At 70.8% G+C, this 13,429-nt stretch carries 5 protein-coding genes; 1 reads left to right on the plus strand and 4 read right to left on the minus strand.

Annotated features, from left to right (window positions below):
- Positions 1-15: 15 nt before the first annotated feature.
- Together D7Y04_RS01245 and D7Y04_RS01250 are read right to left on the minus strand one after the other, a co-directional pair.
- Positions 16-1,083, minus strand: a complete 1,068-nt coding sequence (locus D7Y04_RS01245; RefSeq protein ID WP_121758071.1) for a FadR/GntR family transcriptional regulator — start codon at positions 1,081-1,083, stop codon at positions 16-18.
- 443 nt (positions 1,084-1,526) lie between these two features.
- The gene (locus tag D7Y04_RS01250; protein WP_121758072.1) at positions 1,527-2,789 is read right to left on the minus strand and encodes a Gfo/Idh/MocA family protein; all 1,263 of its coding nucleotides are present in this window, start codon (positions 2,787-2,789) and stop codon (positions 1,527-1,529) included.
- A gap of 139 nt (positions 2,790-2,928) precedes the next feature.
- Between D7Y04_RS01250 and D7Y04_RS01255 the strand changes: the two genes are divergently transcribed.
- A complete protein-coding gene (locus D7Y04_RS01255) occupies positions 2,929-3,453 on the plus strand; it encodes a hypothetical protein (protein ID WP_121758073.1) in 525 nt (174 codons plus the stop codon).
- A gap of 6 nt (positions 3,454-3,459) precedes the next feature.
- Here D7Y04_RS01255 and D7Y04_RS01260 read toward each other — a convergent pair whose 3' ends face one another.
- On the minus strand, positions 3,460-12,216 hold the full coding sequence (locus D7Y04_RS01260; protein WP_121758074.1) for a non-ribosomal peptide synthetase: 8,757 nt from the start codon (positions 12,214-12,216) through the stop codon (positions 3,460-3,462).
- A gap of 69 nt (positions 12,217-12,285) precedes the next feature.
- Positions 12,286-13,410 (minus strand): inosamine-phosphate amidinotransferase 1, encoded by a 1,125-nt coding sequence (locus D7Y04_RS01265; RefSeq protein ID WP_199749591.1) that lies wholly within the window; start codon positions 13,408-13,410, stop codon positions 12,286-12,288.
- Positions 13,411-13,429: the final 19 nt, after the last annotated feature.

The raw sequence follows: 13,429 nt of genomic DNA on the forward strand, positions 1-13,429 counted from the left end.
TGGAGGCGCGATGCCTCAACCTGACCGACAGTCGAACAGGTCTTCCAAGGCCGCATCGGCCACGCTCTTCTCAGTGCATTCCCCTCGGAACTCGCAGGTGGAGCATCCCGGAGCGGCTGGAGGCGGTGGTTGCCCGCTGTTCGGCTTCACGAGGAGGTCCTCGGGTGCCGTGTCCTGCTCCGCGGTCGACACGAGGTCGTCGAATCGATGCTCCTCCACGCAGTGGCGTGTCTCCAACGACTCGTCCTGCCCAGGGGCTGACGTAGGAGCGCCGGGGTCACGTGCTTCCGTGCAGGGGTGTGTCTTTGGCGCAGAGTCCTGCGTGGCTGATGTCACGGGGGGAACGTGGGCCTCGGGTGAAGCCTGCTCCTGGGAAGCAGGGGCAAAGGCATTCAGTACGCGCTCATCGCGAGCCTTCAGCAGCGCTGGCAGCTCATGCTGAAGGGCCTGCACGTCGCGCTCGTGCACGATTGCCATCACGCGGAAGGCCCACTCGCGCAGCGCCTCTCCGCCCATGAGCGGCAGCAGTTGGGCGGCTCCTCCCAGGAAGGCCCGCTGCAAGGACTGAACGAGGAGCATGTGCCCCGGACGCGCCGCCACCCGTGCCGCATGCCGCAGCAACTCGAATTCCGCCCACGCGCAGACTTCCCCCGACTCCCAGCGCGCCGCGTCCTGGAGCTGGAAGCACGTGCTCCCCAGCCGGTCCAAGTCGAGGTCCGAGGCCCTCGCGCAGCAGTCGGCCAGAAGTTCCACCAGCACCTGCCGCTTGAGGCTGAAGTAGCCCTCCAGCAGCCACCGGGCATCCGGGTTGCTCGCGTCATGCAGCGCCAGCCCCAGGTTCTCCAGCGTCAGCGACTCATCCAACGCCACCGCGCGCGTCTTGCGTCCGGGGCGCTGCACCACCAAGCCTCTCGCCGCCAGCCGCCGCAGCGCCTCGCGGATGGTGCCCCGGCACACCTCATAGCGGCGCGCCAGCTTCGCTTCGGAGCCAAATTGTCCGCTCGGGTGCAGCCGCCCCAGCGCGATATCGCGCTCGATTTGCGCCTCCACATAGGCCACGAGTCCTCGCCGCTCCATCCCCATCCCCATCCCCCTCCTCGTCCCAGCATCGCCATCCAACCACAGGGGTCTGACATGGACGCGCGGGCCCACCCTTCTCATTGCCAGCCAGGGGGTCACCCTCCGGGCCCGGTCGGAGAAAAACCTGTCCGACTGTCGGACAGCTTTTCAGGCAACCGGGCCCGGGCGGGCGCCTCTGTCCGTGCCTTGCCTTGGCGTTTGCGCACGCACGACGTCGCGCCCCTGCCGAACGAACCAGCGCGGCCACAGGCCCCCATGCGGCGGAAGTCGGTCCGACTGTCGGACAGGTTTGGATGCAACCGTGCCCGGGCGGATGCCTCTGCCCGTTTCCTCGCCTTGCCGTCCGTGCACGCACCCCATCGCAGCGCTCCGTGAGGCGTGCGTCCTCGCCGGAGAACTTCGGGTCGCAGGACTTGGTCACGGACCGCTGGTGGCCTGCATGGGGCTCAGCCTTCTTCTTTGGGCGGCGGGCCGCGGAAGGCATCCAGCTTCTTCGCGGCCTCCAGCTTCACCACCTTGCCCTCCTGTGCGGAGCGGTAGAGCGCTTCGATAATGCGCACATCCGCGAGGCCCTCCTCGCCTGGCGTGTGAGGAATGACGTTCTCCTGCACGCAGCGCGAGAAGTGGTCCATCTCCCGAGCGAACTGGCTCGGCTGGCTGAAGCTTCGCTCCACCGTGTCATCTGCTTTGGGGAACGTCTTGGACTTCATTCCCACGCGCAGACGCAGCCCGCTGTAGGCGAAGCCCGGGTCCATGGACGCCCAGCCGTCCGTGCCCATCAGCCGCAGGTCCTTGGTCTCGTGCGTGCCGTAGTGGCTGGTGCAGTGCGCCTGGAAGCCGGAGGGGAAGCGCAGGTGGAAGGCGAAGGACTCCTCCACTTCCTTGAAGCGTGGATCCCCGGGCGTGCTTTGGCTGAAGCCCTGCACTTCCGTGGGCTCCTCGCCGCTGAAGTAGCGCGCGGCGGAGAGGCAATAGATGCCCACGTCCGGCAGCGCGCCGCCGCCCGCCAGTGCCTTCTTGTGACGCCACTGGTTGGGCTCGCCCTGGTTCTGGCCGTTGTTCGCGGTGAAGAGCTTGAGCGTGCCCAGTTCCTTGTTGCGCGCCATCTGGATGACCGCGCGGTGGTGCGGTTCGTACTGGAGCCGGTACGCGATGCCCAGCTTGCGGTCCGCCTTCTTGCACGCGTCGATCATCTGCTGGCACTCGGCCGAGGTGTTGGCCATGGGCTTCTCGCAGAAGACGTGCTTGCCCGCCTGCGCCGCGCGCACGGTGAACTCCGCGTGCATGCTGTTGGGCAGGACGATGTAGACGGCCTGCACCTCCGGGTTGTCCTTGAGCTGATCAAACGACTTGTAGTCGTAGAGGCCCTTGTCCGGCACGCCGTACTGCTTCGCGATGGCCTGCGACTTCTCGCGGTTGCCGCTTACCAGCGCCACCAGCCTGCCGCGCTTCATCTGTCCGAAGGCGGGGAGGATTTCCTCGAGCGACAGGTGGCCCAGGCCCACCACGGCCCAGCCAACGCGCTCGGATTCGGGCTGTGGGTTGGGTGGACCGGGACGCTCGCGCTCCGTCTTGGCGAAGGTGTCCGGCAGCTTCACCTGCGGCGCGGCGGCGAGCACCGGAGGCATCCACGCGCTCGCGGTGAGGAGTCCCCCCGTGGTCCCCAGCATGCGCCTGCGGGTCCACAGCCGGGGTGCGTCGTCCATCATGCGCGGGCCTCCTGGGGCCTGGTGTCGGTGCGTGATGCGGCCGGAATCCAAGCGTTGGATGGGACGAGCGGGGTGGGCTTTGCTCGGCCGACGTGGGGGGCTGTTGGAAACAGAATCGAGGCGGCGTGTGCTTCCTCCCATGACGACCTCTCCTGAACAGCGCGGTGATGCCGCGTCCTTCGCTTCCTATTTCGCCCACCGTGCCGTCGCCGAGCGCGGCTTCGTGTGGGGCGCCCCCGACGGAGCCCAGGCCCTGGCGGACGCCGCGGACGTGGTGGTGTACCGGTGGGACGCACGCGGGCTGAAGCTGGCGTGCATTGTGGACCGCGCGCGGGACCCGGCGCGGCGTTTCGCCCTGACTCGCGAAGAGGTGACGGCGCTGGCCCTGCGCTGCATCGAGGCCGGCGCGGCGCGCTCCCCAGTGCGGCGCGCGTCCATCGAGGTGTTCGAGCTGGGAAGTCCGCCCACGCCCGAGGACCGGGCGCGGCTGGGACCGCTGCGCAGGGCCTCGGGCGCGGAGGGTGTCGACATCACGCCGTGGATCCTCGATCCGCCCACTGGAGCCCTCTGGTCAGGTGCTCCGCTGGGCGGCTTCTTTGTCGGACGGCGCTTCTTCCAGGAGGTGATGCGCGGCCATGCCGCCGCGCACCGGCCTCCCGCGTAGCACGCGTCAGGCGGAGGCGGGCCGGCTCCGGTCGTGGCTGGAGAAGCGCCACGTGCCGGGGAAGCCCCGCTCCGCGAGGAGCGCCTGGCACTTCGACAGTCGCGCCTCCACGTCGGACGTGCGCGGGTCGAAGAGCAGCCCCGCCACCGTTCCGCTGTGCGCCACCTGGAGGCCCACCGCGCCGGAGGACTCCATTACCTCCAGCAGCAGCTCGAAGTGGGGCTTGGGCAGGAAGCGCTGGTTGATGCGCGCGCTGGCCGTAGCCACCTCGCCCAACAGCCGGTAGTCCCCTGTCGCGAGCGCCCGCTCCAGCGATGCACGCAGGCGTTGGAACTGCTCGATCTCCTCGCTGTCGTAGCGAGCGGGTGCGTGGGCCAGGGTGTCCACGCCCTTGCCGCCGGGGTCCAGGTTGATGCTCACCACCCGCAGGTCGAGCACCTCGCCGCTGAAGCGGTGGAGCACCACGCCTTCGCGATGGCCGAAGATCAGCGCGCTGTTGCCGAAGATGGTGGAGTCCGACGCCGTCTCCGCCTTCACCGCCAACCGCGCGGTGTCCTCCGGCGTCAGCGGCCGGTCCAGCGCCGCGGACACGGCGCGGATGGTGGCCACCACGTCGCTCGTGGAGGAGCCCAGCCCCCAGCCCACGGGGATGTTGCTGTGCACCACCAGGTGCGCGCCGCGCGGCTCCACGCCCGCCCACTCCAGGGTGAGCGCCGCGGCCCGGGCCGCCTTGGTCTTCCATGCCGGCTCCACGGTGAGCCCCGCACCGGACGTGAGCTGGAAGCGCGCGTCCGAGCGAAGCATGCCGCAGGGCAGCGACAGCAGGCCCCGGTGCAGGCGCCCGTCCGCGTCGCGGAACACGCCCTGGAGCAGCTCCCCGTGGTGGCCCACGGCGTCGCCCCGGCCCTCGGGGGAGAGCGCAGGGGCCGCTTCCACCACGGGCACGGCCGTGATGGAGGCTTCGTGGGACACGGCCGCGTCCGGGGTCGTGGCCCGCGTGGCCAGGGCTTCGCCGACGAGCTTCTCCAGGCGGTGGATGGTGCGGTGCTTGAGCAGTTGCCGCAGGCCCAGCGTCACGCCGAACTGGTCGGTCATGCGCGCCAGCAGCTGGAGGGCTCGCATGGAGTGCCCTCCCAGTTCGAAGAAGTCCGCGTGGATGCCCACGTTGGGCAGACCCAGCACGTCCTTCCAGAGCTCCGCCAGCCGCTCCTGGAGCGGCGTCTGGGGCGCGACCTGCGGCGCGGCGGGCCCTTCGTCACCAAAGGCCGGGGGCAGGGCGCGCTCATCCACCTTGCCGCTGAGATTGCGGCGCAGGCGCGAGACGAACTGGTAGCGCTCCGGCAGCATGTAGTCCGGCAGCGTCTTCGCCAGGAAGTCCTGGAGCCGGGCGCCGTCCAGGAGTCGCCACGCGGAGGGCTCGCCTTCCGCGTGCGGGTGCTCCATCCACACGCTCGGGTCGTGGTACTCGGCGAAGCCCCGCTCCACGTCCACCGTCACCGGCTGCATGGTGCCGGGGAGCGCGTACTCGCCGGACGCGGCGAGCCGCTGGCCGCTCCACTGTTCCCACGAAGCCAGGTCCGCGCGGATGTACTGCGAGCGCGACTCCACGTGGAGCATCCGGCCGCCCACGCGCTCGTGGATGCGCAGCCACGGGTCCTGGAGCTGTCCGTCCTCGCGGCGCGCGTGGCACCACTGTTCGAAGGACAGGTCGGGACGCGACGCCTTTCCGGTGGGCCGCACCGGGACGACCACCCGGCCCAGCCCGTGCGCGCGCGCCAGGGCCTTGAAGCCCCTCAGGATGAGCGTGGCGAGCCCCCGGCCCAGGGCGTCCTCGGCCACCACTCCAGTGAGGATCATCAGCGTGTCGGCGGGCACGCCGCGCGCCGCGTCCTCGAAGCCCTGCCGCAGCCCCGCGTCCCAGCCCGCGGGCAGGCCCTCGCGCGTGCCGTCCCACCGGATGGGCAGCGCGTTGCCGGCGGCCACCACCGCGTCGTCCTCGTCGACGAGCGCGAACTGGTGCGCGGCGAACTCCTCCGCGAGCCGCGGCCAGAACTCGCGCAGGACGGTGTCCCCCGCGAAGAAGTCCGGCCACGCGCCCACGTGCAGGTCGTCCATGGCCCGCTTCAGCTCCGGGCGCTGGGCGAGCGTGAACATCCGGTAGCGCAGGCCCTCCCCCTGGAGCGTGCTCGCGGCCTCGTGCAGCTCCACGGTGGCCACCAGGCCATCGCCGCCGCCGGGCTTCTTCGCGTGCCGCACGATGCAGCCCGCCACCGCCGGGTGCGCGGCGAGCCGGGATTCAATCTCCTCCAGCTCCACGCGGTTGCCGCGGACCTTCACCTGCTTGTCCACGCGGCCGATGAACTCGACGTCGCCCGCCTCGGTGTACCGGCCCAGGTCCCCGGTGCGGTACATCCGCGTGCCCGCCTCCTGGTGGAAGGGGTCTGGCAGGAAGGCGCGAGCGGTGCGCGCCGGGTCGCCCAGGTAGCCTCGCGCGAGCCCTGGCGTGCTCACGTACAGCTCGCCGGTGACGCCGAAGGGCACGGGGCGCAGCGCTTCATCCAACAGGTAGAGGCGCGTGTTGGCGATGGGCCGGCCCAGCGGGACGATGTCGCCCTCCACCGGCCGCGCGCAGTCGAAGCGGCTGGCATCCACGGTGACCTCCGTGGGGCCGTAGTGGTTCGCCAGGCGGGTGGGGAACGTCGCGAGGAACGCGTCGCGCAGCTCGCGCGGCAGGTACGCGCCTCCGGAGAGGACCCGCCGCAGCGACGGCAGCTCCGGGATGCGCCCTGCACGCCGCGCGTCCACCAGCTCCCCCAGCATCAGGGGCACGCACTGGAACAGGGTGATGGCTTCGCGGCGCACGACCTCCGCCAGGTGCTGGGGCGAGCGGGCCGCGGCGTGCGGCGGAATCACCACGCGCGCGCCCACGGTCAGCGGCCAGTAGAGGTCCAGCACGAACGGGTCGAACGTGAACGAGGTGAGCAGCAGCACCGCGTCGCTCGCGTCCAGCGCGTAGTCCCGCTGGGTGGAGGCGACGACGTTGGCGATGCCCCGGTGCTCGATTTCGATGCCCTTCGGCACGCCCGTGGTGCCCGACGTGAACAGCACGTAGGCCAGGGCCCGGCCACCCCATGCGCCCTCCGGGGAGGTGGAGGGCCGGGACGCCACGCCAGCGCGCTCCGCGTCCATGGAGAGCACCGTCAGCCCCGGGCGCTGGAGGCTTTGGGCCAGCGGCCCCGCGGTGATGAGCAGCCGGGCTCCGGCGGCGTCCAGCACCTGTGCCTGGCGCTCCTCGGGGTGCTCCGGGCTGACGGGCACGTACGCGGCGCCCGCCTTGAGCACGGCCAGCAGCGCGAGCACCAGCTCCGGTGACGGCTCCAGGCGCACGCCGACCCGGTGCTCCGGGCCCACGCCGTGCGCCAGCAGGTGGTGGGCCCAGCGGTTGGCCTCGCGGTCCAGCTGCCGGTACGTGAGGTGTCCGCCCTCCCACGAGAGCGCCACCGCGTCCGGCGTGCGCTCCACCTGCGCTTCCACCAGGCGGTGCACGCCGGTGTCCGCGTCGAAGGGCAGCGCCGTGTCGTTGAACGCGTGCAGCAGCCGCTGCTCCGACGTCGTGGACAGCATCCGGTAGTCCGCGAGCGCGCGGGTGGGGTCCGCCACCAGCTGTTCGACGAGCGAGAGGTACTGCTCCAGCATCCGCTCCGCGGTCGCGGCCTTGAACAGGTCGGTGTTGTAGTTGAGCCGGACGATGACGCCGCTGGCGACGTGGTCCACGATGTACGTGAGGTCGAACTTGGACGTCTCGCTCTCGGCGACCTCGATGCCGCGCAGGAACTCCAGCTGGAGCCCTTCGAAGCGGACCTCGTCGGCGAGCCGCAGCTTGTTGTTCTGCAACCCGTACATCACGGAGAAGAGGCGGTTGCGGGACAGGTCCGTGTCCGGGTTCAGCTCCTGGATGGCCAGCACGCTGGGGTAGACGTGGTGGTCATACGCCTCCGCCGCCGTCTGGCGCGTGTCCTCCAACAGCTGCTGGAAGGTCATGCCCGGCCGCACGGTGCAGCGCATGGGCAGCGCGGTGGCGAAGAGCCCCAGCAGCGGCGCCACGCGCTCGTCGTCGCGGTTGGCGATGGGCGTGCCCACCACGAAGTCCCGCTGTCCGCTCAGCCGGTGCAGCTGCGCGTGCAGCGCGGAGAGGAAGACGATGTTGAGCGTGGTGTGGTGCCGGCGGGCGAAGGCGTCAATGGAGGCGCTCCGCTCCTTCGGGATGACGCGGTGGACCTCCGCGCCGTTGAACGTCTGGAAGGCGGGGCGCGGGAAGTCGAGCGGCAGCTCCAGGGGCGGCGGGAGCGTGGCGAACTTCTGGAGCCAGTAGCGGCGCTGGGGCTCCAGGCCGCCAGAGGCCACGGCGTCGTGGATCCACGCGGCGTAGTCCACGTAGCCCAGCCGCAGCTCCGGCAGGCGCGGGGCGCGCGCCGCGCGGAAGGCGTTGTAGAGCTCGCTCAGCTCCCGCGCCAGGTTCATGGTGGAGGTCTCGTCCCAGATGATGTGGTGGACGAGGAAGAGGACGAGGAAGCGGCCGCCGGAGAAGTGCGCGAGCTTCACGTGGAACATCGGGCCGTTCTCGAAGTCGAGCGACATGCCGCTGTGCCGCCGCGCCAGCCGCTGCACCTCCGCGTGGAAGTCCGCGTCCGGGACGTCGCGCCGGTCCAGGTACAGCGACTCGCGGGTGACGGCCACGTGCGGGCGGACGCGCTGCACGGGCTGGCCGTCCACGTAGCCGAAGTGCAGCCGGAAGATGTCGTGGCGGTCCACCAGCGTCTGCCAGGCGCGGGTGAAGGCGTCCAGGTCCAGGTCGCCGGTGAGCACCAGGTCGCCGATGCACACGTTGTAGAACGGGCTGTCTGGCTCCAGCTCGTGCATGTACCACTCGGGGAACTGGTACGTGGCCAGCGGATAGTGCGCCCGGGGCTCCAGCCTGCGCAGGGGCGGCAGCGCCACCGCCGGCGCGGCACCGTCCGCGGGGACGCTCTGCAATGCCTCGATGCGCTGCGCGATGCGCGCCACCGTCTGGCCCTCGAAGAGGTCGCGCACGGACAGCTCCACACCGGTGAGGGCGCGCAGCTTCGCGTTGGACTGGATGGCCACCAGCGAGTGCCCGCCGAGCGCGAAGAAGTTGTCCTCCGCGCCGACGCGGGGCAGGCCCAGCAGGTCCGCCCAGACGTCCGCGACCCGCTGCTCCAGCGGTGTGCGGGGCGCCACGTAGGCGGTGAGCGACCCGAGGTCACCCTCTCCCGGCGCGGGGAGCGCGTTGCGGTCCACCTTGCCGTTGGGCAGGAGCGGCAGCGCGTCCATCAGCACGAAGGCGGACGGCACCATGTAGTCCGCCAGCCTGCTGGACAGGTACTCCGCGAGCGCGGCCGGGGTGACGGCCTCCGCCTCCTTGAGGACGGCGTAGGCCACCAGCCGCTTCGCGTGGCCCTTGTCCCCTCGCGCGATGACGACCGAGTCCCTCAGGTCCGGGTGCTGGGCGAGCGCGGATTCCACTTCGCCAATCTCGATGCGGAAGCCGCGGACCTTCACCTGGTGGTCGATGCGGCCCAGCACCTCGATGCTGCCGTCCTCCAGGAAGCGCACCAGGTCTCCGGTGCGGTACAGCCGCTGGCCGGGCTCCGTGGCGAACGGATCCGGCACGAACGAGCGGGCCGTCTTGAGGGGGTCCCCCAGGTAGCCGCGCCCCACGCCGACGCCGCCGATGTACATCTCCCCCGCGACGCCGATGGGCACCGGCTGCAGGAAGGTGTCCAGGATGTACGCCTGGAGGTTGGGCAGCGTGCCGTTGATGGGCAGGCTGGCCCAGTGCATGGAGGGCGCGGACCGCATGGGGTAGTGCGCGCTGTCGTCGGAGACCTCCGTGGCGCCGTAGGCGTTCACCATGGGCACGCCCGGCCAGCGCTTGAACCAGCGCGCGCACAGCTCCGGCAGGAGCGGCTCGCCGTTCACGATGAACCAGCGCATGGCGGAGAGGTCGTAGCGGCCGGGGTTGGCCTCCATCTCCTCCAGCATGATGCGCATGTGCGTGGGCACCGTCTCCAGGACGGTGACGCGTTCGTCCCGCATCTTCGCCAGCAACTGGACGGGCTCCCACGCGGACTCGTCCTTGAAGATGGCCGTGCGCGCGCCCACGAGCAGCGCGCAGACGAACTGCCACACCGACACGTCGAAGCTGGGCGTGGCGATTTCCGCCACTACGTCCCGGGCGGTGATGCCCAGCGTGTGCTGCTTCGCACGCAGGTGGTTGAGCATCCCGACGTGTTCAATCATCACGCCCTTGGGCATGCCGGTGGAGCCCGACGTGAAGATGACGTAGGCGAGCGCCTCCGGCGGCACGTGCACGTCCGGGCGCGTCCAGGGCGCGTCCTGTTCCAGCAGCTCCGTCACCCGCGCCACGGGGCGGCCGGAGGCGATGTCCCGGGCGTCCGCGAGGTGGCGCTCCTCCGTGAGCAGCATCACGCACTGGCTCTGCTCCACGACGGAGCGCAGCCGGTGCCGGGGCAGCGCCGGGTCGATGGGCACATACGCCCCGCCCGCCTTCCAGACGGCGAGCATGGCGACGAGGAACTCCAGCTCCCGGTCCAGGAAGAGCGCGACGATGCGGTCCGTGGACACGCCCGCGGCCAGCAGGTGGTGCGCCAGCCGGTTGGCCCGCGCGTCCAGCTCCCGGTACGTGAGGGAGCGGCCCTCGCACACGGCGGCGAGCGCGTCCGGCGTGCGGTCCACCTGGGCCTCGAAGACCTCGTGGAAGCACTCGTCGCGCCGCCAGGGCACGTCCGTGCGGTTCCAGTCCAGCAGCTGGCGCTGGTTTTCGGCGGGGGTGAGCAGCGGCAGCCGGGAGAGGCGCTGGCGCGGGTCTCGCGCGGCGCCCTCCAGCAGCGTCTGGTAGTGGCCCGCGAGCCGCTGGACGGTGGCCGCGTCGAAGAGGTCGGTGTTGTATTCGAACCAGGCGACCAGGCCGTCCTTGTCCTCGGTGAGGCTCAGGGTCAGGTCGAACTGCGCGGAGCCGGTCTCCACGTCCACCGGCGTCAGCGTCAGGCCGTCCAGCTCCAGGCGGGGCGGGGGCATGTTCTGCAGCGCGAACATGACCTGGAAGAGGGGCGGGCGGCTCAGGTCGCGCGGCAGTTGCAGCGCCTCCACCAGTTTTTCGAAGGGGACATCCTGGTGGGCGTAGGCGCCCAGCGTCGTCTGGCGCACGCGGCCCAGCAGCTCCACGAAGCGCGGGTCGCCGGAGAGGTCCGTGCGCAGGGCCAGCGTGTTGACGAAGAAGCCGATGAGCCCTTCGGTCTCCACGTGGCCGCGGTTGGCGATGGCGCTGCCGATGACGACGTCCTCCGTGCGCGCGTAGCGGCCCAGGAGCACGTTGAAGCCCGCCAGCAGCGTCATGAAGAGGGTCACGTCCTGGCGGCGCGACAGCTGTTGGAGCGCGTCCGTCAGCGCCCTGCCCAGCTTCCAGGCGTGGCGCGCGCCCCGGTAGCGCTGCGCGGCCGGGCGGGGCCGGTCCGTGGGCAGCTCCAGCGAGGGCGGCGCTCCGGTCAGCTGCTGCTTCCAGTACGCCAGCTGCGCGTCCAGCCGCTCGCCGCGCATCCACTGGCGCTGCCACACGGAGAAGTCCCCGTACTGCACGGCCAGGGGCGCGAGCGCCGCGGACTGCCCGGAGGTGAAGGCGCCGTAGAAGGCGGCCAGCTCGCGCACGAAGACGCTGATGGACCAGCCGTCGGAGATGATGTGGTGCATCGTGACGAGCAGCACGTGCTCCATGCCGCCCAGGTCCAGCAGGCGCGCGCGCAGGAGCGGACCCGTGGCCAAGTCGAAGGGCCTGCGCGCCTCCTCCTCCACGCGTTGGCGCACGGCGTCCTCGCTGGCGCCGGACAGGGCCTCCACGTGCACCGGCACCTCCACCGTGGGGTGCACCCGCTGCACGGGCTGTCCGTCCACCAGCGCGAAGGTGGTGCGCAGCGTTTCGTGGCGCTGCACGAGCGCCTCCAGGCTCTTCGCCATGGCCTGGACGTCCAGCGGACCCAACAGCCGCACCGCGCCCGCGACGTTGTAGGCGGTGAGGCCGGGCTCCAGTTGGTCGAGGAACCACAGCCGCTGCTGGGCGAAGGACAGCGGCAGGGGCGCATCCCGCGGCGCGGGGACCAGCGGTGGCAGGGTTTCTCCCGAAGCCTCGGCGCGCGCGCTGTCCACGCGGGCCGCGAGCCCCGCCACCGTGGCTGACTCGAAGAGGATGCGCAGCGGCAGCTCGGTGCCCAGCGCGGAGTTGAGGCGGGACATCACCTGGGTGGCCAGGAGCGAGTGGCCGCCCAGCTCGAAGAAGTTGTCGTGCCGTCCCACGCGGGGCACGCGCAGCAGGCTCGCCCAGGTGCCGGCGATGAGCTCCTCCGTCGCGCCCTGGGGTGGCAGGAAGGCCTGCGCCGCCTGGGGGCGCAGGGGCGCGGGCAGCGCGCGCAGGTCCACCTTTCCGTTGAGGGTGAGGGGCAGCGACTCCAGCAGCATCCACGCCTGGGGGATGAGCGACTCCGGCAGCCGCTCCTTGAGGAAGCCGCGCAGCTCCTCGACGGTGGGCGCCGTCTGGCCCTGGCGCGGGACGACGTAGGCCACCAGCTCCCGGGAGGACGCGGCGGGGGCGTCCTCCCGCGCCAGGTTTCGGGCCGGCGGTTCACGCTGTTCGGAAGGGGATTCGGAGAGCCGGCGGTGCGTGGACGACATGTTGGAGCGGTCCTCGGGAGGGTTGTCGGCGGAAAGGGGGGATGCGGCGCGCGGGCGCGCAGCCTTGGCTCAGAAGTAGGACTGGAGGACGCCACGGCGGCGCACGTCGAGCGTGGCGCAGTGGAACGAGCCTCCCAGCCGGTAGAAGTTCGTGAAGTTGCAGGTGATGGGCTTGAAGCCCCAGTCCTTGAAGGCGCGGATCAGCGTGTGCTCGTTCTTGTCCACGACGAGGCGCTGCTCATCGAGCATGAGGATGTTCATGCTCAGCCACTTGCCGCTGAAGTAGAGGATGAGGTCGTCCGAGGCGCAGGGCGGCGGCGCGCGGAGGATGTCCCACGACTTGAACATCCGCGGCAGCTCGTCCACGCGCTCCGGGTTCACCAGCAGCTTGCCGGGCGCCAGCGGCATGAACGTCGTGTCGATGTGCATGGGCTTGGTGTCCCGGCACTTCAGCTCGTGGATGCGGTACTCGCTGCCCAGGTGCCGCCGCAGCCACTCCACGCCGAACGCGTTCGTCACGTGGCTGCGGATGTAGAAGAGGTCCCGGCCACAGCGCACGAAGTCCGCCGCGTCGAAGAGCGGCTCGAACTCCGTGAGGGCGTAGCGCATGGGCTCGTCGTCACCCGGCACCTCCCAGGTGTCGTCGAACGACTCGTCCGTCAGCTGCGGCTTGGGCGCGGAGGTCCACCGCGCGCCCGCCTGGAAGTACTCTTTCAATAGCTTCCGGTACGGATGTACTTCGAAATAGCGGGAGCGCCACGGCATGGGCGTCTCGATGAGCTGGTCGCCCACGACGAGCAGCAGGTCCCGGGGCATGGCCGTGTAGAGGCCGCCCGGCGAGTGCCAGTCCGGCGTGGCGAAGGGCTTTGCGTGGGAGACGCGCTCGGGGCGGCGGACGCGGATGCCCTCGGCCTCCAGGATGTGGGCGAACTCGTCCAGGTCGCGGTTGGCCGCGTCCACCATGTCCTGGGGGAAGGGCTTGCCGCCGTGCTCCTGGAAGAAGCCCCAGTGCTTGCGGGGCATGGTCGACTTGAGGGTCACGTGCCACGAGGGCACCGTGGCGCCGTCCGCGACGCCGACGATGACCTCCTCGAGCGGATCCCATTCGGTGTGCGAGGAGACCACCGGAAGTGACTGGGACTGCGGGACCAGCGACGGGTGCTGCGAGGCCAATTGGAGGTTGGTGCGTTGCATGGCGTGTCTTCTCCGCGGG

The sequence above is a fragment of the Corallococcus sp. AB038B genome (assembly GCF_003668955.1).
Lineage (GTDB): Bacteria > Myxococcota > Myxococcia > Myxococcales > Myxococcaceae > Corallococcus > Corallococcus exiguus.

What these genes read in the sequence shown, in the direction of transcription:
- D7Y04_RS01265 (WP_199749591.1), bottom strand. Translation starts at nt 13,410, where the DNA reads ATGCAACGCACCAACCTCCAATTGGCCTCGCAGCACCCGTCGCTGGTC.
- D7Y04_RS01245 (WP_121758071.1), bottom strand. Translation starts at nt 1,083, where the DNA reads ATGGGGATGGAGCGGCGAGGACTCGTGGCCTATGTGGAGGCGCAAATC.
- D7Y04_RS01255 (WP_121758073.1), top strand. Translation starts at nt 2,929, where the DNA reads ATGACGACCTCTCCTGAACAGCGCGGTGATGCCGCGTCCTTCGCTTCC.
- D7Y04_RS01250 (WP_121758072.1), bottom strand. Translation starts at nt 2,789, where the DNA reads ATGATGGACGACGCACCCCGGCTGTGGACCCGCAGGCGCATGCTGGGG.
- D7Y04_RS01260 (WP_121758074.1), bottom strand. Translation starts at nt 12,216, where the DNA reads ATGTCGTCCACGCACCGCCGGCTCTCCGAATCCCCTTCCGAACAGCGT.